18 protein-coding genes are annotated in these 21,466 nt (G+C 40.4%); 13 read left to right on the top strand and 5 right to left on the bottom strand.

Going from position 1 to position 21,466, the window contains the following annotated elements; translation table 11 throughout:
* The first annotated feature begins 11 nt into the window (after positions 1 to 11).
* The gene (locus AWW68_RS17410; protein WP_068223973.1) at positions 12 to 917 is read left to right on the top strand and encodes a DUF3078 domain-containing protein; all 906 of its coding nucleotides are present in this window, start codon (positions 12 to 14) and stop codon (positions 915 to 917) included.
* On the opposite strand, the gene AWW68_RS17415 is transcribed toward AWW68_RS17410, so the two are convergent.
* Positions 914 to 2,821, bottom strand: a complete 1,908-nt coding sequence (locus tag AWW68_RS17415; protein WP_068223976.1) for a putative porin — start codon at positions 2,819 to 2,821, stop codon at positions 914 to 916. The two genes, AWW68_RS17410 and AWW68_RS17415, sit on opposite strands and share 4 nt — an antisense overlap.
* 53 nt (positions 2,822 to 2,874) lie before the next feature.
* Positions 2,875 to 3,912, bottom strand: coding sequence for a tetraacyldisaccharide 4'-kinase (gene lpxK / locus AWW68_RS17420; RefSeq protein WP_157717704.1), 1,038 nt, complete (start codon positions 3,910 to 3,912; stop codon positions 2,875 to 2,877).
* 47 nt (positions 3,913 to 3,959) lie between these two features.
* On the opposite strand from lpxK, the gene AWW68_RS17425 reads away from it, so the two are divergent.
* The 3 genes from AWW68_RS17425 to AWW68_RS17435 all read left to right on the top strand — a co-directional run bounded on the left by AWW68_RS17425 (position 3,960) and on the right by AWW68_RS17435 (position 7,298).
* Positions 3,960 to 5,057: a Nif3-like dinuclear metal center hexameric protein gene (locus AWW68_RS17425; RefSeq protein ID WP_068223981.1), complete on the top strand. Its 1,098-nt coding sequence runs from the start codon at positions 3,960 to 3,962 to the stop codon at positions 5,055 to 5,057.
* Positions 5,058 to 5,068: 11 nt separating this feature from the next.
* Entirely contained in the window at positions 5,069 to 5,842 is a 774-nt protein-coding gene (locus AWW68_RS17430; protein ID WP_068223984.1) for a zinc ribbon domain-containing protein, read from the top strand.
* Between the two features lie 76 nt (positions 5,843 to 5,918).
* Positions 5,919 to 7,298 carry a tetratricopeptide repeat protein gene (locus AWW68_RS17435; RefSeq protein ID WP_068223987.1) on the top strand — a complete coding sequence of 460 codons (1,380 nt, stop codon included), beginning with the start codon at positions 5,919 to 5,921 and terminating at the stop codon, positions 7,296 to 7,298.
* Here AWW68_RS17435 and AWW68_RS17440 read toward each other — a convergent pair.
* Complete coding sequence (locus tag AWW68_RS17440) at positions 7,270 to 7,893, bottom strand: histidine phosphatase family protein (protein ID WP_068223989.1); 624 nt, start codon at positions 7,891 to 7,893, stop codon at positions 7,270 to 7,272. The two genes, AWW68_RS17435 and AWW68_RS17440, sit on opposite strands and share 29 nt — an antisense overlap.
* A 59-nt stretch (positions 7,894 to 7,952) precedes the next feature.
* Between AWW68_RS17440 and AWW68_RS17445 the strand changes: the two genes are divergently transcribed.
* From AWW68_RS17445 to menD, 3 genes are read left to right on the top strand one after another with little or no spacing between them, the layout of a single operon-like run.
* On the top strand, positions 7,953 to 8,372 hold the full coding sequence (locus AWW68_RS17445; protein WP_068223992.1) for a hotdog fold thioesterase: 420 nt from the start codon (positions 7,953 to 7,955) through the stop codon (positions 8,370 to 8,372).
* A gap of 2 nt (positions 8,373 to 8,374) precedes the next feature.
* Complete coding sequence (locus AWW68_RS17450) at positions 8,375 to 9,604, top strand: chorismate-binding protein (protein WP_068223995.1); 1,230 nt, start codon at positions 8,375 to 8,377, stop codon at positions 9,602 to 9,604.
* On the top strand, positions 9,601 to 11,283 hold the full coding sequence (gene menD / locus AWW68_RS17455; RefSeq protein WP_068223998.1) for a 2-succinyl-5-enolpyruvyl-6-hydroxy-3-cyclohexene-1-carboxylic-acid synthase: 1,683 nt from the start codon (positions 9,601 to 9,603) through the stop codon (positions 11,281 to 11,283). Before AWW68_RS17450 ends, menD begins: the two co-directional genes overlap by 4 nt.
* Here menD and AWW68_RS17460 read toward each other — a convergent pair.
* Positions 11,265 to 12,389 carry a carboxypeptidase-like regulatory domain-containing protein gene (locus AWW68_RS17460; protein ID WP_068224001.1) on the bottom strand — a complete coding sequence of 375 codons (1,125 nt, stop codon included), beginning with the start codon at positions 12,387 to 12,389 and terminating at the stop codon, positions 11,265 to 11,267. The two genes, menD and AWW68_RS17460, sit on opposite strands and share 19 nt — an antisense overlap.
* 21 nt (positions 12,390 to 12,410) lie before the next feature.
* On the opposite strand from AWW68_RS17460, the gene AWW68_RS17465 reads away from it, so the two are divergent.
* Entirely contained in the window at positions 12,411 to 13,463 is a 1,053-nt protein-coding gene (locus AWW68_RS17465) for an AMP-binding protein (protein ID WP_157717705.1), read from the top strand.
* Positions 13,464 to 13,555: 92 nt separating this feature from the next.
* A complete protein-coding gene (locus AWW68_RS17470; protein WP_068224009.1) occupies positions 13,556 to 13,759 on the top strand; it encodes a hypothetical protein in 204 nt (67 codons plus the stop codon).
* Here the strand turns inward: AWW68_RS17470 and AWW68_RS17475 are convergent.
* Positions 13,756 to 14,538: an XRE family transcriptional regulator gene (locus AWW68_RS17475; RefSeq protein WP_068224011.1), complete on the bottom strand. Its 783-nt coding sequence runs from the start codon at positions 14,536 to 14,538 to the stop codon at positions 13,756 to 13,758. The genes AWW68_RS17470 and AWW68_RS17475 overlap by 4 nt on opposite strands.
* A 41-nt stretch (positions 14,539 to 14,579) precedes the next feature.
* Here AWW68_RS17475 and AWW68_RS17480 point away from each other — a divergent pair, with 41 nt between their 5' ends.
* The 4 genes from AWW68_RS17480 to cls all read left to right on the top strand — a co-directional run bounded on the left by AWW68_RS17480 (position 14,580) and on the right by cls (position 21,446).
* Positions 14,580 to 15,320, top strand: a complete 741-nt coding sequence (locus AWW68_RS17480) for a hypothetical protein (RefSeq protein WP_068224014.1) — start codon at positions 14,580 to 14,582, stop codon at positions 15,318 to 15,320.
* A 110-nt stretch (positions 15,321 to 15,430) separates the two neighbouring features.
* Positions 15,431 to 18,730 (top strand): VPS10 domain-containing protein, encoded by a 3,300-nt coding sequence (locus tag AWW68_RS17485; protein WP_084375736.1) that lies wholly within the window; start codon positions 15,431 to 15,433, stop codon positions 18,728 to 18,730.
* 264 nt (positions 18,731 to 18,994) lie between these two features.
* Complete coding sequence (locus AWW68_RS17490; protein ID WP_068224018.1) at positions 18,995 to 19,840, top strand: 1,4-dihydroxy-2-naphthoyl-CoA synthase; 846 nt, start codon at positions 18,995 to 18,997, stop codon at positions 19,838 to 19,840.
* A gap of 154 nt (positions 19,841 to 19,994) precedes the next feature.
* On the top strand, positions 19,995 to 21,446 hold the full coding sequence (gene cls, locus AWW68_RS17495) for a cardiolipin synthase (RefSeq protein ID WP_068224024.1): 1,452 nt from the start codon (positions 19,995 to 19,997) through the stop codon (positions 21,444 to 21,446).
* Positions 21,447 to 21,466: the final 20 nt, after the last annotated feature.

The following is a 21,466-nucleotide window of genomic DNA, read 5'->3' on the forward strand; positions in this document are numbered from 1 at the left end:
TGATCTAAAGAATGAAAAAACTTTTACTAAGCTTATCCTTCATTTGCCTAACTGGTCTTACTGCTATGGCGCAGAGCGACTCTGTAGTAGTAAAAAAGTCGGGCTCTTGGGGAGTGAATTTTGCTAACGTAGGGCTCTCTAACTGGGCCGCAGGGGGTGAAAACTCTATTGCATTAGGAACGGTCTTCAATACAAAAATTGAAAGAATTAAAGGCGAAGATAAATGGGTAAACCAAATTGATTTTGCTCTTGGTGGCGCCAAAGTTGGCGATAAAGACTTCCGTAAAACGGATGATAATATTATTCTACTTTCTAAATACTCCCACGCAATTAATGAAGATTGGTCTTACGCCATTTCTGGTATTTTCAGAACTCAGTTACTAGAAGGTTTAAAGTATAGCCCTAACCCAAATGTGCCTGGTGAAGAAGTTTCTGAGAGAATTTCAAACTTTATGGCTCCTGGCTACCTTACCATCAACCTTGGTATTGAGTATGATCCGAGTGAAGTCTTCACCTTATCTATGTCTCCTGCAGCTGGTAAATTTACTTTTGTACAAGACGATGTGCTTTCTGCAGCTGGTGCTTATGGAGTAGACCCTGGCAAGAAGTCTAGAGCTGAGTTTGGTAGTAACCTTCTGGCTGTATTAGACTTGCCTATTATGGAGAATATTAAGTTCAAAAGTACCTTGAACTTCTTTACCGCTTATGACTCATTTGGTAATGTAGATACTAACTGGGAAACTTTGTTGGTGATGAAGGTGAACAAGTGGTTCAATGCAACTTTTGGTACCCAACTAATATATGATGACGATATCTTAATTGATACAGGTGATGGCGGTGCTCCAAAAAGAGCAATTCAGTTTAAGCATGTATTGAATTTTGGAGTAAACTTCTCGCTATTTAGCACTGAAGATTAATCAAAAAACAGCCAGCGCACTCCTAAATCTAGGGTGCGTCTGGCTCCAGTATAATTAGGGCTTATAAAGTAGCCATTCGTACCTAGCTGATTCACGTGTCCCATCTTCGCTAGAATCATAAAATTACCCACCTTGAAGTTCACAAAGAGGTCTATCTTGGCAAAGTCGTCAGATACAAAAGAGTCTTGAAGGTAGAACTGCTGAATAATAGGATCATAAGCCAAAGGCTCATATTCCGTCTGATAGAAGACATCTATCCCTGTGTGAACAATCATCTTTCCATCGAAAATCACATTCTTAAAAGCTAGCTGACTTAAAGCCATAAATTGTGGAAGCTTATAGTTGCTAGCCGAACCACCAGAAATAGAATTGTATCTTACCGAATTACTCCATTTTAGCTTAGGGGTGATAGCGTAATCGAAGTGGAGTCCGGGAGTTAAAAGAATTATATCGCTATTGGCCTGTTCAGCCACTCTATCCTGATTAAAAAAGATATAGTTTGAAATTCGATTGAACCTGAGAAAGGGCCTAAAGGAAACCCTGTTCGAACTTATCTTTATGGTCCCTTCTAAATTATCTGAGGTTTCATTTTCAAAGCCGCTGATCCAATTCCTTCCATCTTGAAAATAAAAGTCGGCTAAGAATGATGGCTGACTCACCACTCTTGAGTACTTGGCATCGAACCAATCGCTACTAAAATCTCCTTCAATCAGGTAATTGCCATCGAACATGAACTCTCCAGTAGCTTTCAAGAATACCTTAGGCGTAATTTGCTGACGGAGGGTTCCTCCAACGTAGTGCTCTACCTCGTTGGCCTCCATTGCAGAACTATATGCCTCACTGCTAGAGCGAAGGCTTTCGTTCTTCAATATTCTGTTTCTGTAATAAGCGGTGTAAGAGAACTTCTTGGTTCTTCCTTTAAGACCAAACTCATTGCTGAAGTCACTAAAGAAGTTCCTATCATTGATAGTGCGAGTACTATCTTCAGTATTCACAACATCATCATAGATATACCTATCATACCCCCTCAAATCATAATCATCGTTGTATCTAGCAATTTGCTGAACATAATCTAGCGTGTGATATACCTGAAAGATGGAGTCTAAATCGTATTGCTGATAAAGGTGTAAGCCTCCGCGCTTGTCATAACTATCAGCCCCATCTAAGTAAACGTTAGCGTCTTCATAATCGAAGAAGCTGAGGGCATCACCATTTGGTGGCTCTGGCTGTAGAGCGGGATCAATTATTCCCCCTTGCTCCTGCACTGTATGCTTAAACTGAGTAGTATTAAACAGCAGCAAATACTTCTTCAGTTTCTGAGGTCGATAAAACCCAAAGATATTCCAATCGTTACTTGTCACCTGCCTATCACCACGAGTAAGATAAGCTAATTGTTTTTCTGCCCTTAAGGCCTTAAAACTTCCCCCAATATTAAACTGTGTACTATCATTTAGCGTGAAGGTAATATCTGTGATAGCTCTACCTCCTCCAGCGAAATAGGCTTTTATATCGGTATACGGAGAGCGTGTATCGTAATACCGAATCTGATCTGGCGTGGTGTAAAACGGATTGTAGGCATTATAACCTGAGGTTCTACCAATTACTTTAGGCACCTCATAGAAAAGAGACCGCTGAGCAGTTCCTATATTCCCTAAATTTTGAATTAGATAATTATTGCTTTCGTAATAACTAACCCTATGCATGTTATCGGGAATAGTGTCTGGGTTTTGAAAAACAATATTGTTGTATTTAAAATTTCGCTCATAAGTAAAGCGAGTGCTCTTGGCACTATAGCTTTCCTTGTTACGCAGGGCCTCTGCATCTCGGGCATTCATTCGAGCCTGCAACAGTGAATCGGCACCATTACTAAAAGAGTTGAGATCATTTTGAGCAGAAACGCTCAATCCAATACAGCAAAAACAAATAAACAGGAAGACTTTTCTAAGCACGGCCAAAATTACAAATTCAGTTCACGTTTCCTCTTTTCAACAGCTTGGATTAACAATTTTTCAAAGCCTAGTTCATTGTCAATCTCAACCTCAATTGGTTGATAGAATAGATTGAATTGCTTCATTAAAGGATGGTCTGCAAAAGGCAAAAGCCGTACCATGTCCTTTTCAGTGGTTACTAGCGAAACATCTTTTCCGTTAAGCTTTCTTAATATTCTATCTAAATCTGTCTTTTTGAAATTGTAGTGATCTACGTATTCAAACTTATCTACTACACTAAAGCGCTCTTCTAAGTATCTATAAAAAGGCTTTGGTTTCGCAATGGCTGAAATAACCACTACATCCGTTTTTATGGTTCCTTCTTTAAATGCTGGCTTAAGCTCTCCATACTTTATTGTTGAAAAGAAGACAGGAGCATGACTATTGTAGGCCGAAATCTTTTGGGTAATCTTGGCCTGTTGCGCAACGGAAAGATCGGCAGGGCACTTAGAGACCACAATAACATCAGCTCTTTTGGCTTGGGTTCTGCTTTCTCGAAGGTTTCCCGCAGGTAATACCAGATCATTATAAAAGGGAGCAGAGTAGTCGCTCAGCATAATATTTAAGTCTCTCGCTACTTTTCTATGCTGAAAGGCATCATCTAGAAGAATTACTTCTGTCTCTGGAAAATCCATTAGCAAATGAGGGATGGCCAAAACGCGCTCTTCGCCCACCACTACTTTTACTTTTTCTCCAAATTTTCGGTAGAATTGATATGGCTCATCTCCTAAAGTTCTAGCCGTATCTTCTTCTGAAGCAATTCGTTCCCCTTGGGTTTTTCTTCCGTAACCCCTACTTACTGTGGCCACCTGGTAGTTCTGAACCAACTTTCTGATCAGAAATTCTATCATTGGCGATTTGCCTGTTCCCCCAGTAGAAAGATTCCCTACTGAAATAACCACCTTCTCAAAGGCACTAACAGGCCTGGTTCCATTGTCATACTGCCTATTGCGCAGTTGCATAACTCCTACATAGAGTACAGAAAATGGAAACAGTAAATACCTCATGAATTTCATAGCAAGCTGACTATCTTAGCCCCTAAAAGGCAGCAAATATGGCAAAAATAAAGGATATCACTGACTTACTAGAAAGCATTGCACCAAGAGCTTATCAAGAAGATTATGACAATGCTGGTCTAATTACGGGCGATGTCAATCAAGAGGTAAGTGGTATTCTGTGCACATTAGACTGTGTAGAGTCTATTGTGGAAGAAGCAATAGCCAAAAACTGTAACCTTATTGTAGCTCACCACCCAATTGTCTTTAGAGGAATTAAGAAGCTTAATGGCAAAAACTACGTTGAGCGAACCATTATTAAGGCGATAAAAAACGACATTGCCATTTATGCTATACACACTAACCTAGACAACGTTCAAACAGGTGTAAACAAAAAGATATCAGATAAAATTGGCCTGAAGAACACTCAAATTCTACTGCCCAAAGCGTCCACGCTTAGTAAGCTAGAGGTGTTCATTCCCGTAGCCAATACCGATCATGTTTTGGAAGCAATGCACAAAGCGGGTGCAGGCAATATTGGCAACTATAGCAATTGCAGCTTTAGGGTGCTAGGAACCGGCACCTTTAAGCCTAACGATATGGCTAACCCAACTATTGGTTCGAGCAACCAGCAGGAGTCTGTAGAAGAAAATAAGGTAGAGGTAATATTCCCTAGCCATTTAGAGGGTAGAATAATTTCAGCAATGAAAAATGCCCACCCGTATGAAGAGGTTGCCTTTTACTTGCAGTCATTGAAAAATACTAATCAGGAAGTAGGCTCAGGCATGATTGGAGAGCTCGAAACGGCTATGAATGAGCAAGATTTCCTTTCTCACCTCAAGCACTCTATGAATTTGAACACCATAAAGTACACTCCTGTAAATGGTAAATCGATCAAAAAAGTAGCCGTATGTGGTGGTGCTGGCAGCTTTTTACTGCCAATAGCTAAAGGTGCTGGAGCAGACGCCTTTGTTACCTCAGATTTTAAGTATCACGAATTCTTTGATGCTGAAGGAAAACTTATGATCGCAGACATAGGACACTACGAGAGTGAAGTCTATACAAAAGAGCTACTCAGTGCGTTTATCAGCGAAAAATTTGCTAATATTGCAACCTATTTGTCAGAGGTGGATACGAATCCCGTAAAATACTTCTAAAAACACGGTTAATGGAAAAAACAGTTGCACAGAAATTAGAGGCGTTAAAGAAGCTCCAATCAATTGATTCTGAGTTAGATGAAATCAAAAAAGTTAGAGGAGCCCTTCCTGATGAGGTAGCCGATCTTGAAGATGAGATAGCCGGATACGAAACTCGAATTGAGAAATTCAACAACGAACTCAGCGAGCTAGAAGCTAATATTTCTGACCATAAAACTCAGATAAAGAACTCTGAAGCACTCATTAAGAAGTATGAGGAGCAACAGATGAATGTTAGAAACAATCGCGAGTACGATGCCATCACCAAAGAAATTGAACTTCAGAACCTAGAAATTCAAATTTCTGAGAAGAGAATTAAAGAGGCATACGTAAAAATAGATGCCAAGAAAGAGGAGATTTCTAGAACTCAAGGTGAACTTGACGAAAGAAAAAAAGACCTTGATACTAAGAAAAATGAGCTTGAAGTACTGACTCAAGAAAGTGAAGCCGATGAGCAAAAGCTTTTGAAAGACAGAGAGAAAGCAACTAAGAATATTGAAGACAGATTATTAAACTCTTACAATAAGCTTAGAAACAATGCACGCAACGGTTTAGCTGTTGTACCAGTAAGCAGAGGCGCTTGTGGTGGTTGCTTTAACGTTGTACCTCCTCAAAGACAAGCGGACATCAGAGACAACAAAAAACTTATCGTTTGTGAGCACTGCGGTAGAATTTTAGCTGAAGTAACTGATGAGATTGTAAACGAAGAGAAGAAGAAAACCAGAAGAACAAGAAAAACAGCTTAAGGTTGTTTTGAGATCTTTTATAAAACATAAAGAATGGATAGGCTTATTGGTCTATCCATTTTTTTTGTGCCTTTCCGTGTCAGCTTACGGACAAAAGCAAACTACCCAAACTCTTCTAGACCTACAATTAAAACCAGGTCAACGCCCCTCTCCCCCCAAGTCGGAAGAAGCACTAAAAGACATCTACTTTGAAAACCTACACGATGTTTTCTACCTAATCTTCCACGAAAGCGATTCCGCCTTTGAAGCTCTCAAAGAAATGGAAGAACAAAGGCTAGATGCTATCGAAAACTTCCAACTGCCTAGCCCATGGAAGGGTTTTCTACAAGCTGAGATAAAGCTCCAATGGGCCTTCTTAAAACTTAAGTATGGCGAAGAATGGAATACCTTTTGGAGCCTAAAAAGCGCCAACAAATCCATTGAAGAAAATCTTGAATCCTACCCAAGCTTTAAACTCAACAATAGAACCAGAGGACTACTCAATATTTTGTTTGGTGTGACTCCCGATAATTATCAATGGGTCTTTAAACTCTTTGGCATGAAGGGCACAGTAAGAGATGGCATAAAGCAGTTGACGGAAACCAGAGACACCAACTCAGTTTTTGGGTTGGAAAGCAATATCATTCTAGGCATGATCTACTCTCATTTGTTGGAGGAGACAGAAAAAGCCCCTGAATTCATAGCTCAGCATCAGCTTTCTAACTCTTCTCTAGCGCAGTACTTTCAAGGCATTATTCTTCAAAAATCTCATCAAGCGGAAAAGGCCAGAAAACTATGGCTTTCATCTGCTAACAACGTTCCCTTTAGCACATACCTCATTGGAGAAAGTTATTTTCAAGAAGGAAACTACAATGAATCCTTAAACTACTTTCAGCAATTTTTAAGTGAATTTGATGGCCTAACTTACCACAAAGACGCCTTGCTCAAAATTGCCTTGGCTCATAAATTTCTTGGGAACTCCAGCGCATTCGAAAACAAGCTTGAAGAAGCTAGAGCTAGTAAAGCCAACACATCAGAAATTGACAAAAATGCTCAGAAGACGATAGACAACCTAGAAAACATCAACTTTGAGATGCTTAAACTCAGGTATGCTATTGACGGTGGCTTCTTTAAAAATGCGGTCACTTTATTGTCAGATTTGGAACAAACCACACTCAACAAACTACAACTTATAGAACTCACTTACAGAAAAGCCAGAATGGCTCACATTCAAAACCAACCTAGAGCAGTAGAACTTTACAAAAAAGTTATTGCAGAAGCAGATATGATCGAAGAAAGCTACTTTGCACCAAATGCATTTCTGCAATTAGGTTATTTGCAGCGTGAAAAAAGTAATCTCGACATGGCCAAAATGTACTTTGAGCGCGTGTTAAATTTCAAGAAACATCCTTATAAAGCTAGCTTAGACAGTAAAGCCAACGTAGCGCTTAGCCTTTTAGATTTTGGAGGTGACTAGTATCGTTATACTTCTCTAGCTGAAACGAACTTCCCGTATAGGCCAACTGGTATAGACAAAGATTAGAATGCTCAAAGCTATCCATACTTTTGAGAGGGTAATTGAGCATAACACTGAGCATCATTCGCATTGCCCGGCCATGCATGCAAATTAGTACCTGACTCTCATTCTTTTGAGCTAAAATATACTCTAAAGCTCTTTGCATGCGTGCCGCTACTTCATTCGGACTCTCCCCTCCTTCTATGGCTATATCTGTTTCACCCAATTGCCAACGCTTAATCATGTCTGCATAATATGCCGCCCCTTCCTGGTCTACAGGAACACCCTCATGCTTTCCCCAGCTAATCTCATTCAAGTCAGTTAAGGCCTCATACGGCAACTTATCATTAATAAAACTCTCCATCGACTGAAAAGTACGCTTCAGGCCAGACACATATAGCTTGTCGAACGGATGATCTTTATATGCTTGATAAAACGCATTGGCTTGAGCTCTACCAGTCGCATTTAAATCTGCATCTATTCCACTCCCTTGCACTACTCCTTTGAGATTATAATCCGTTTGTCCGTGTCTGGTAAGGTATATTTTTTTGATCATCGATTTGTTCTATTTTTGCGACAGCCAGCCGCAAAGCTAAAAAGTTAATCTAGAAAGGCATGTTCAATCCTCAAGCTACCTTAGATATTATCAACCAAATGGGCCGAAACACTTTAGTTGAACATTTGGGTATAGAAATGATTGAACTAGGTAAAGATTACCTAGTAGCTAAAATGCCGGTAGATCATAGAACTCATCAGCCTTTGGGAATGTTACATGGTGGTGCTTCGGTGGTACTTGCAGAAACACTAGGAAGTGTAGCTGCAACCTTAACGGTAGACCCTGAAAAGCAGTATTGTGTAGGTTTAGATATCAATGCCAACCACATTAAATCTGCTCGAGAAGGTTATGTATTCGGCAAAACCACCCCAATTCATGTGGGAAAGAAAACACAGGTTTGGGAAATTAAAATCACCAATGATGAAGATCAGCTAATCTGCATAAGCAGAATTACTATGGCAGTGTTGGACAGAAAATAAGAATGGAGAAGAAGAATTGGAGCGTATTGGAACCCGACTTGAAGTTGTTTTCTAAAGAACAAATTCTTGGTTCGGCATTGGCTTTAGCTCAAGAAGAACAACTACCAGTAGCTGTTTGGAGAAAGCCTAACAAAACTGAAATCAACCTGCTGATTTCCTTTTCAGAAGCCTTGCAAGTAGATCGATACGAACTGCAAGAGCTTAAAAACGGCTTTGCTTTCGCTCCCTTCAATTTCAATCAAGAAAAAGGCTTCTTCATCAACGGAGATGTATTATTGTCTTTCGACTTTGACGAGGTGGTCATTAAGCCTGTAAATGAGGCTTCTGCCAATACCCTGCAAGTAGATAGCTTCAAGAAAAAGTTAATAGACCGAATCGAAAGTGACGAGGAATCACCACTTTTCAATCAGTCAAAAAACTTAGCAAAACCAAAAAGCTCCGACTACGAGACCTTAGTTGAAAAGTGTGTTGAAGCAATTAGAGATGGTTTTTTCGAAAAAGTAGTTCCCGCTAGGTCAACAGACATTGACCTACCTGCTGGCTTCGATCTTATCAAACTATACAGCAACCTTTGTGCAGCTTATCCAAATGCCTTTATCTCTTTTGTTTCCATCCCTGAATTGGGCTCATGGCTGGGCGCCACTCCAGAAATACTAATCGAGAAAGAGTTCAACACATTTAGAACTCATGCTCTGGCTGCCACTCAACGGTTCAACCCAGAAAATGATTTGAGTGAAACGGCATGGACACAAAAAGAAATTGAAGAGCAGGCCATGGTGAGCCGGTACATCATTAACTGTTTTAAGAAAATTAGACTTCGTGAATACGTTGAAAAAGGCCCAGAAACCATAAAGGCTGGCAACCTACTTCATCTTAAGACTTCTTTTGAAGTAGATGTTGTAGCTACTAACTTCCCTGAACTCCCTACCGTAATGCTAGAGCTGCTTCACCCTACTTCGGCAGTAGCAGGTATGCCTAAAGAGCAAGCGCTGTCATTTTTAAAGCTCGAAGAACAACTAGATCGATCTTTCTACGCAGGTTTTTTAGGGCCTGTAAATATAGAAGAGCAGACTAGCTTATATGTAAACCTTAGGTGCATGGAATTGGCGAAAGATAAAGCTCGCCTGTTTGCTGGCGCAGGAGTTACTGCTCACTCTAATCCTAAAAAAGAGTTTGCCGAAACCGAAATGAAATTCAATACCTTGCTCAATATTTTGAATCAAGCCCATTGATACTACCACACATCAACGAAATTGCTAGCCTGTGCGCAGCTCACGGAATCACTCAGGCGATTATCTCTCCTGGGTCTAGATCTGCCTCCATTTCATTAGCCTTTGAGAATCACCCAGAAATAGATGTTAAGGTGGTTGCCGATGAAAGATCTGCTGCTTTTATTGGCATGGGGATAGCTCAGCAATTGAGAAGACCAGTAGCACTAATTTGCACCTCTGGCTCGGCAGTTTACAATTATGCACCAGCCGTTGCCGAAGCATATTATCAAGAAATTCCATTACTCGTTATTACTGCAGACAGACCACCTGAATGGATAGACCAGTATGATGGTCAGACCATTCAGCAAGAAGGTATTTTCGGAAATCACATTAAAGCCAGTTTGAGCTTACCTGTAGACCTTTCTCATTCAGACGCAAAATGGCATTCTAATAGGTTAGTAAACCAAGCAATACTTGTCTCTGAAGAATATCCAAAAGGCCCTGTCCACCTAAATGTACCCATTCGCGAGCCTTTTTACCCCAGCGAAGGAGATAAATATGAGTACCCAGAAACGAGACGGATTACAGCTAACAAAACAGAACGAACACTTTCAGAAAATACCTGGAAGGAATTGCTCAATGTATGGCAAAAGGCGCAAAGCAGATTGCTGGTTGTTGGTCAACTAGAGCCTGATTCTGATTTAACAGAATCTCTTACTCTGCTTCAAAGCAAAACCAACCTGACCATTATCAATGAGGTTACGGGAAATCAACAAGACATAGAGAAGGCAATCGGTAAGCAAGACTTGTTCCTACAAGGACAACTAAAAATACAAACCCCAGACCTACTCATCACCTTTGGAAAATCACTGATCTCCAAGAACTTAAAAATATTCCTAAGGAAAAATCCTCCAAAATATCATTGGCATATTAAAGAGGGAAACCGTTTGAATGATGGTCTTCAACACCTTAGCAATAACTTAAACCTATCACCAACCTATTTTGCTTCAGAACTTACCAAAAGAGTTTCTTCAGAAAACCACTCTGACCTGAATCTTGACTGGTTTAAAATTGAACAAGAAGCTTCGCGCAAAAGCGAAGAATTTATTAAACAGTCTGATTTTGGTGAACTCAAAGCTGTTCACAATGTACTCCAACAAATCCCTGCAAACTCCCAATTACACCTAGCCAACAGCATGGCTGTGCGCTACGCTAACTTTGTAGGGATTCGGGCCAAAGGGGTTGAGGTATTTTGTAACAGAGGTACCAGTGGTATTGATGGTAGCAACAGCACTGCTGTTGGTGCAGCACTAGCTTCTGGCAAACTAACCACTCTACTTACCGGAGATATGGCATTTCTTTATGATAGAAATGCCTTTTGGCATGGGTACGATCTGAGCAACCTCAGAATAATAGTACTGAACAATGCAGGAGGTGGAATTTTCGGAATGATTAAGGGGCCAAAAACTCAAAGTAGCTACCAAAAGCTTTTTCAAACAGAACAGCCTTTAACGGCAAAACTAACGGCAAAAGAGTTTGGGTTCGATTACGCAAAAGTGAAAAACGAAGACCGATTGAATGATGAGTTGAAGGAGTTCTTCAAACCATCCGCTTCGCCAAAAATCATAGAAGTCTTCTCCGACCCTAGAAAAAACGAAGAGATCTTCACTGCATATAAATCCTACTGCTTAGGCTTGTAGTTTATAGGAACCATGTCAGCAACTTTTTCGAAACCCCAATACCCTGAGGAGTAAAAGCTCAGCGGATCATAAACATACCCTGTTCTCTCAAATTCAATGGCTTCCTTGCCTTCGGCTAAAGAAATCCAAGAGATCTGCTCACCTAACCTCGATGCCGAAACAGAGTTAAGCTTGCCGCCAGGTTTGGCTTTTTGCACATACTCTGGTGTTTCTCTTTCTTTGGTATAGGTTACGTACAGAAAGTTATCGAAAGGAAGCTGGCGAGATAGGTCAGATTGCCCTTGATCTAACCACTCGCGAAGATTCACATTCGTAGGGTCTAACACTCTACCAAAATTGGTTACGTCTTTAGCCACCTGTACTATATAACCCTCCTCCTCTAACTTGCCTTCAAAAACCGAGGAGAAGAAATGCTGCAGAGAACCCTCATATGCCTTCCTTCTATTTTCTTCCCAAACTCTAGCCCTTCGCTTGGTTTTGGCTTCCATTTCAGTGAATACTGTATAGCCAAAATAGGTATTCAATCGTTTTGAATAATCTACCTTAAATTCTTCTAAGTAGTAATCTATCAAATAGCCTAAAGCTTTATTCTCCACCTTTATTGGAACTTTAGAATAAGCATAAAGAGCATTCTCTTTTCTATCGTAATAGAAATCTAAATCATCTTCATTGAGAATCTTGCATTGCGATGCATTTTTAGAGAAGCCCAAAAAGGTATCTTTAAATATTTGCAAATAGCGCTTCCAGTTTTCATCCTTCTCAGCCGTTACAGTTACACTACCCAAATTCACTTCTTCGGGTGTCAAAGCGACATTAAAATACAAGCTTCTTTTATCTTCCAAGCGAATATTTAGTCCGTATGTCTTATAGCCCACAAAGCGAATAATAAGATCATAAGTACCAGGTTCCGATACTTTTATCTCAAACCTACCATCGGCATCGGTATTTACTCCATAAGTGGTTTCGGCAAAAAACACATTCGCAAAAGGAAGAGTCTCTCCTGTTTCTGCATCGCTAACGGTTCCTGAAATGGTAAAACCATTCTGCGCTTTTAGTCCTACAGAAAGAAAAAGCAAAAGAGTAATTAGGCTGAGTTGCTGTCTCATTTTATTTGGTTAAACTTGGCTGTGGAAGGCACAATTATCATCAACACTGAGTCTTATACCTTTAGTGAATTTACCACAATAACTTTGCCTAAAGGTCTAGATTGGGCTTCAAATACTCAAGCTTTTATTAAAGATTGGCTGAAGGGCAAGTTATCATTCACCTTACAAACCTCTGGTTCCACAGGTAAACCCAAAAACATAGATATTCTCAGAGCTCAAATGATAGCAAGTGCCGAGGCTACCATTCAACACCTTAACATTCCTACTGGTGCTAGTGCCTTACTGTGCATGAATCCCGATATGGTTGGAGGCAGAATGATGCTGGTTAGAGCGCTAATAGGCAATTGGCAGTTGCATATTCTTCCTGCTTCTTCTAGCCCAATTATTCCGAACGCGCTAGATTTCACTGCAATGGTTCCTCTTCAGGTGCTCGAACTAATGAAGTCGGCTGAGGGAGTATCTTTCCTAAATCGTATAGATCAACTGATTATTGGAGGTGCAAAAGTAGATGAAGACTTATTGGATAAACTTCAATTACTGAAAACCAAAGTTTACCAAACTTTTGGGATGACAGAGACCGTTTCGCACATTGCACTGAAGCGTATAAATGGAGACAATAGAGTAAATTCCTATCAACTAATCGGAGACAATCAGATAAAAGTTGATGAACATGGCCGACTAAAGGTAAAAGGCACGGTTACCAAAAATCAATGGATTGAAACCAATGACCTCGTAGAATCTACAGAAAATGGGTTTCATTGGCTAGGCCGTTTAGACTTGGTAGTTAATAGTGGTGGAGTAAAAATATCAGTGGAACCATTGGAGAAAGAACTATCGAAGTACTTTAATACTTCCGTTTGGGTATGGAAAGTACCCAATGAAAAATTGGGAGAACAACTGGTTGGCCTTACAGAAAGTCAGGAGTTAATAGACAAAGTGAACAATTCCTACCACACTCTTAAAGATGAATTCAAAAAGTATCATCTGCCAAAACGTTGGGTTTTAGTGAGAAAATGGTGTTTTACTGCTTCTGGAAAACCAGATAGACAAGAAACTTTATTGGCTAATAGCTAATTGCGCTATTCATTATTCGCTGCAATTAGGTAAATCTCCTATTGATTCTTTTGCGCATCGGACTACCTTTAAATCATAATAAAACAAAAGCCATGTCACAAAAAGCCGCCCACCACCACAACCCAATTAAAGAACTTGTTCTTGCAGATATTTTAACCGCTGGCCGCTTCATCCTCAACCTAGTATTCTTTGTAGTTTTTATAGTATTGGTATTAGAGATGAAATCATTGTTGCACATTGACATCTTCCCTAATTATAACTTCCCAATAGATGAAATGGTGAAAGACTTCTTTTAGCCTTTCATTTTAATTACCTCTTGCTGCAATTCAAGCACAATATTCTTTAACTGTTCAAAACTCATATCATCATCTGCATACTCAGGAATCTCCATGCTTAAATAAGCTTTAGCTTCCCAAATCTCTATTACATCTGAAGTATCTACTTTATACGGTGAATAGGCTTTATTATCAGAAACTAGAAACAGCTGTCCATGCTCATGTGTATAATCGAACACACGCTTATACACAACTCCTTCTTCTTTAGATAGAATAATGTAACATCTGCCATCCTTAATATCGGAAATGGCATCTAAATACTGGCCAATTACTATTGTCCCGGGCTTAATGGGTAACATGGAATCACCAGTAATTTCGAAAGCTCTATAGGTACCAGACTTAGGTAGACTTGGTATTTGAAACTTAGGCAACTCTTCTAAATATTGAGGGTCTGCATAACCATTCAGATAGCCCGCAGATGCCTTTTGAGGTATTAAATCAATAAACTCATTGTCCTCCTGATCTACCGTAATAGATAGCACCTTCATACCACCCGTATTCTTCTGGGTTGAACGAATTTGCTCGAGTGTTTTGGCCGTAAGATCTCTAGAAATCATTGAGTCTACCGAAACTCCAAATACTTTAGACATATTTTGGAGGTTGTTAAGCCTAGGATCTGCCCTTCCTTCTTCGTAAGCACCCACCAAAGAACGCTTAATATTTATCTTATCCGCAAACTCTCCTTGGGTCCACCCATGGAGTTTTCTCAAGTGTTTAATATTTTCGGCAACCTGACTCATAATGAATATTTGGAAGCAAATTAGCTAATTATTTTAGCTTAATGTCAAAATATTTAGTGTTAATTTGGCACGTTATTGGTTTGGTAAAGAGCGTCAATCAACTCAAATTTCAAATGAAAGCCTTTTTCTCAATCCTCATTGCATTATTCTGTTTAGGTAATTTATCAGCTCAAAACACAATGAGCTTCAACGTTCAAACGGTACTTCCAACAGGAGAGCTTAAAAATGATTCTCCCGATTTATGGGGTGGCGGTTTTGCCGTTACTGGCGCCTTCAATCTAAAAGACTCTCCAATATTCTTAGGAGGAACATTGGACTTCACTCGCTACGGTAGTCAATTAAGAAATGGCTGGCATGGTTCGGTAATGGGCGATTACAGACATAGAAGACAATTTGAAATGTCTCGCCTCTTAGGTTTCATAAGAATTTCGCCAGATTGTGATGCTGGGTTTTACCCTTATGTAGATTTTAATGCAGGGGTCAATTTTGTGTTCACTCGCTCTATTTTACGAGATTCGGCTTTGGAAGACCCTTTTGATAGATACCTAGACTGGCACGACTTTTCTTTCACATATGGCATAGGTGCTGGTGTAGAAATCCCGGTAAACCCAGACATTTTAATAGATATCAATTTTAAAACGCTCAAAACCGGAAAAACGGAATACCTCACTCCTAACTCTGTTTCGTTCGATACGGAACAAGAGATTTATCTTCTCGATGTTCAACGGTCTAGGTTCGACACATTTACCTTTAGCATAGGCATTAAAGCCTATATCGATTAATATCGACTCTACTTTGCCACTTATAACGGTTTTTACTCGTTCCTAAGATTTAAATTTTAGACACCAGATTCTTGGTCTATTTTGGATTTTATTCAACAAAAAAGAATCTGATGACGACTAGAAAAATCGGAGATTCACTAACCAAACGAATCTATCTGTTAGCGTTCATGCTGCTATTCACAGTCTCTACAGGCTGGGCACAGAAAGTAGACATGGACATTTTTAAAGACATGAAAGCCAGGAGTATTGGCCCGGCTGCCATGAGTGGTAGAATTACCGCAATTGATGTTGTTCAAAGCAACCCAGACATTATTTATGCTGGTGCTGCATCTGGTGGAGTATGGAAATCTACTGGAGGAGGACTCAACTGGGAGCCAATTTTTGACGATGAGGCTGTTCAAGGAATTGGTGCCATTGCCATTAACCAGAAAAACCCAGATGTTGTATGGGTAGGTACTGGCGAAGGTAACCCAAGAAACTCAGTAAGCTCTGGCTACGGAGTTTACAAAACCATTGACGGTGGTAAAACCTGGGAGTTGATGGGCCTTGAATTAACAAGAAACATTCACAGAATTTACATTCACCCAGAAAACCCTGATGTTGTTTATGTAGGTGCTATTGGTTCTCCTTGGGGAGAGCACGAAGAAAGAGGTGTTTACAGAACGCAAGATGGTGGTAAAACTTGGGAGAAAATTCTTTACACCAACAACCTTTCTGGTGTGGCCGATATGGTGGCCGATCCAAGCAACCCTGATAAAATCTTTGTGGCCATGTGGGAGCACAAAAGATGGCCATGGACATTCAAGTCTGGTGGGGAAGGCTCCGGTCTTTACGTTACATTAGACGGTGGAGATACTTGGAAGAACCTTACTGGTGAAGGTGGCTTACCAAAAGGACCTTACGGTAGAATTGGTTTAACCATTGTTCATAACAAACCAAACTTCATGTACGCCATGATTGAGTCTAAAGAAAATGCTCTTTATCGCTCAGAAGATGGTGGCATGACTTGGAAACAAACAACTACTGCTGCCAAAGAAGGCAATATGGGTAACAGACCTTTCTATTATTCTTCAATTTATGCTGATCCTGATAACGAAAACAGACTATACAGTCTATACTCAATGGTTTCTCGTTCAGAAGATGGTGGAAAGTCTTTTGAGGTAATTATCCCTTATTCTGGTGTTCACCCAGATCACCATGCTTGGTGGATTCACCCAGAAGATCCTGAATTTATGGTAGACGGAAATGATGGTGGTTTAAACATTACCAGAGACATGGGTAAGTCTTGGAGATTCACTGAGAAAATACCTGTAGGTCAGTTCTATCATGTAAATGTAGATAACGAATTCCCATACAACCTTTACGGTGGTATGCAAGACAACGGTTCTTGGGTAGGGCCTTCATACGTATTTAACTACGCTGGTGTTAGAAATAGCGATTGGCAAGAATTAAGCTTTGGCGATGGTTTTGATGTTGCTCCTATTCCGGGCGACTCTAGATATGGCTATACTATGTCTCAGCAGGGTAATGTAACTCGTTATGACAGAGTTTCTGGCTACACTAAAACTGTAAAGCCAACATCTCAAGATACTGCAGTTGAACTTAGATTTAACTGGAATGCTCCAGTAGCTATCGATCCACACAATCCTAATGGTGTGTATTATGCTTCTCAATTTGTTCACTATAGCTCAAACAGAGGAGATGACTGGACCAGAATTTCTCCAGACTTGACTACTAATGACCCTGAGAAACAAAAGCAAAATGAAAGTGGCGGATTGACAATTGATGCCACAGGTGCTGAAAACCACACTACTATTATTGCATTAGCTCCAAGCCCTGTAGAAAGAGACGTTATTTGGGCAGGTACTGACGATGGTAACCTTCAAATTACTAGAGACAACGGTGAAACTTGGACTAACGTTGGAGCTAAGCTTCCTGGGCTACCAGCAGGTAGCTGGATTCCTCAAATCCGTGCTTCTACTTACAACGCTGGCGAAGCTTGGGTTGTAGCCAACAACTATAGAAGAAACGACTGGTCTGCTTATGCTTACCATACTTCTGACTATGGTCAAACCTGGACAAGAATTGCTGATAATAACAAGGTATTCGGTTACACTTTAACTATTCTCCAAGATCCTATTGAGCCAAATTTGGTATTCTTAGGAACTGAAAATGGCTTATACGTAAGCTTCGATAAAGCTCAGAACTGGAATAAGTGGAACCACGGTTACCCTAATGTATCTACTTACGACTTGGCTTACCAAGAAAGAGAGCATGACTTAGCTATTGGTACTTTTGGTAGAGCATTCTATGTATTGGATGATATTCGTCCATTAAGAGAATTTGCTGCTAGAGGCGCTAACAGTGCTAAAAACGAAGACTTAATTGTATTCGATATTGCAGATGCTTATCAGATGACCTACCGTCAGCCTGCTGGTATGAGATTCCCTGCCGATGGAGGTTCTTACGAAGGACAAAACAAATACTTTGGTAGAGCTGCTGTGAAATTCTACGTGAAAGATGATGAAGCGAAGGAAGAAACGCCAGAGCCAGAAAACAATAGAAGACGCAAGAAGAAGAATCAGGAGGAAGAAGCTAAGCCAGAGGCAAAAAAGCTTCCTAGTCGTATCAAAATGACTGTTCTAGATAATAGTGGCGACACTATAAGAACTTCAGAAAGCACTTACAAAAAGGGTCAGGTTAACACTATTAGCTGGGACTTAAATAGAAGAAACCCTTACCCTGTTGAAATAACAGGCGGTGGCGGTGGCCGTTTCGGTGGTTTTGGCGGAGGCCGTAACCGTGAGCAAACTGCTGGCGAAGTTCTACCTGGTGACTACACTGTAGTTCTTGAGTTAGGTGATAACAAAGTTGAAAAGACTGTAACTGTTCATACCGACCCTAGAATTGAGGTGAACTTGAATGACCTTAGAGCTAAGCAGAACTTCCAAGACGAAATTCTTAAAATGTCTCAGACTTGGGCTAAACTTACCAACAGAGTAAGAGAAGCTGACGAGATTATTAGCAAGGTAGAAGCTCAGATCAAGGAAGAAGACGACAAGGAGAAAACTAAAGCGCTTAGCGAGGCTTTGAAAACAGTAAAAGCCGAGTTTGAAGAAGTGCAAAAGTTGACCACCGGAATCCGTCAGGAAAGAGGTCAAGCTGTTGCTCCAGTTCGTTATACTACTGCTGGCAACTGGATTGGTCAAGCTCGTAGATATGCAAGCTCTAGACTTACTGCTCCAGGTCCGAACGAAAGAGACCTGAAAGAAAATGCAGAGAAAATGATGAACGAGGCAGTGCAAGAGGTTAATGACTTCTTCAGCAATGATTGGCCAGCATTCCAGCGAGCCTATCAGCAAGTAAGCTTCAACTTCTTCAAAGACTTCTCTAGCCCAATTAGAAACTAGTTTATTTCAAATAACCAATTGAAAAGGGCTACCCGGTGGGTGGCCCTTTTTGCTTTTATTCATTGCTACTAAACCCTTTCCAAGCTGGCGTGCTCTTGCAGTACGAAGCTATTTAAAGTCAACAATTTAAGTATAAACTCATTACAAGTGAGCGCTATTCAAGATTCCGCTTTAAGCTAGTTTAAAGATCAAACCTATGTTTTCCCTAATTCCATCTTGCTACTTCTGCCCTATCGCTTATTTTCGCAAACAAATTAATTCACTATGAGCAAAGTAAACTGGACCACCGTAAAAGAGTACACAGATATTACCTATAAAAAGTCGGGAGATGGCGTTGCACGCATTGCCTTCAACAGACCTGAGGTAAGAAACGCCTTCAGACCCAAAACTGTGGGTGAACTCTTCGAAGCTTTGCTCGATGCCCGTGAAGACACCTCTATTGGAGTGGTTTTACTTTCAGGAGAAGGTCCATCGCCAAAAGACGGTGGCTGGGCATTCTGCTCAGGTGGCGACCAAAACGCGCGTGGACACCAAGGCTATGTAGATGATGATGGCATGCCGAGATTGAACATCCTTGAAGTTCAGCGATTAATTCGCTTTATGCCTAAAGTAGTGATCTGTGTTTGTCCTGGTTGGGCCGTTGGTGGAGGTCATAGTTTACACACTGTTTGTGACCTTACTTTAGCCAGTAAAGAACACGCCATATTCAAACAAACCGATGCAGACGTAACCAGCTTTGATGGTGGTTACGGTTCGGCTTACCTTGCCAAAATGGTTGGCCAGAAAAGAGCAAGAGAAATCTTCTTTCTTGGTAGAAACTACTCTGCACAAGAGGCTTTTGAAATGGGAATGGTAAATGCCGTTATTCCTCACGAAGAATTAGAAGATACAGCCTACGATTGGGCTCAAGAGATTCTCCAGAAGTCACCAACTTCAATCAAAATGCTCAAGTTTGCCTTTAACGCGACTGATGATGGCATGGTAGGCCAGCAAGTATTTGCCGGAGAAGCCACGCGTTTGGCTTACATGACAGATGAGGCTAAAGAAGGCCGAAATGCCTTCCTAGAAAAAAGAAAGCCAAACTTCAAAGACGTTAAGTGGATTCCTTAAATACTGAATAGTCTATGATTGGTTAACTGACAATATCAACTCCCTTTCTATTCAGTAGGGGCTGGATTGGTCAATTAAAAACAGAATATTTAAGAATAAACCCATTTCAACAGTTTTATGAGTGGATTTCCAAACCAAGCACTTATCTTGATTTATGCTTGAGCTCTGGCAAACCATTTCGCCCTTTGTACTGCCTCTTTACTATGTGGCTATCTTCTTTGTGGTGATCGGTATTTTGCTAGAAAACAGGAATCCACTCAAAACACATTCTTACCTTTTACTACTTCTACTTTTACCGATTCTAGGTATAATAATCTATCTATTCTTCGGTCAAAATATCCGCAAGCGGAAAATCTTCGCTAAAAAACTACTCATTAATCAGGCTTTTGGTGAACAGTACTTTCAAGACAGGGTAAATGAGGTGGAGATCAATGAGGTGCTTCCTCCTAGCTTAAACCAATACGAAAGGGTTGTTAGGTTTCTACGGAAAGACCTGTCTCCGCTCACAAAAAATAACGAGGTAACCATTCTCAAAAACGGGGAAGAAAAGTTTCCGGAAGTATTCAAAGCCATTGAGCAAGCGCGCCATCATATTCACCTTGAATACTACATTTATGAGGAAGATGACATAGGACATCAAATGGCAGACCTACTCATAAAGAAAGCCAAACAAGGCGTAAGCGTTAGGCTAATTGTAGATGGAGTTGGCTCACTTTCTTTATCTAAGTCTTTTTTCAATAAGTTGAAAAGTGGAGGGGTTCAACTTGTTGAATTTATGCCTGTGCTTTTCCCTTCTTTCACCAGTAAAATCAACTACAGAAATCACCGAAAAATCATTGTAGTAGATGGAATGGTTGGCTTTACTGGAGGAATAAACATTAGCGACAGATACATAAATAATGGGAAGCACTCCACCTTTTGGAGAGATACTCATGTAAAGATTGAAGGTGAAGCCGTAAAAACCCTTCAGTTTTTGTTCATCCTCAACTGGCAATTTGTTACGCAAGAAGAGATTTTACCTGAGAGTAACTTCTTCCCAGAATTTACACCTAAAGGTTCTCACTGGGTTCAGATTAATGCTAGTGGCCCTCATTGGGAGTTAGCGAGTATCATGGACTCCTTTTTTCTGGCTATAAACTCTGCAAACCAAAAAGTAAGGATTGCAACCCCCTATTTTATACCCACAGAAAGTATCTTAGACGCTATTACAACAGCGGCACAGAGCGATATAAAAGTGGAGTTGATCATTCCAAAAGACTCTGACTCATGGATAGTGAAGTCGGCATCTAGGTCGTATGTGAGGCAATTGCTCGATGCTGGAGTGAATGTGTATTTCTATGATAAGGGTTTTATGCACGCCAAAGTGATCATCATAGACGATAACTTTGCCTCCGTGGGTAGTGCCAATATGGACTATAGGAGCTTCGACCTAAACCATGAAGTAAATGCCTACTTCTATGACAAAACTATAGTAGCCGAGTTAATACAGGAGTTCGAAATAGATAAAACTGATAGCGATTTAGTTGAACTTGAAAGATGGCAAGGGCGCAAATTATGGCCAAAACTCAAAGAGTCGGTATGTAGGTTGTTAGCACCTTTGTTGTAGACTCATTTTTCTAGTATTAT

This window comes from Roseivirga spongicola, from assembly GCF_001592965.1.
GTDB lineage: Bacteria > Bacteroidota > Bacteroidia > Cytophagales > Cyclobacteriaceae > Roseivirga > Roseivirga spongicola.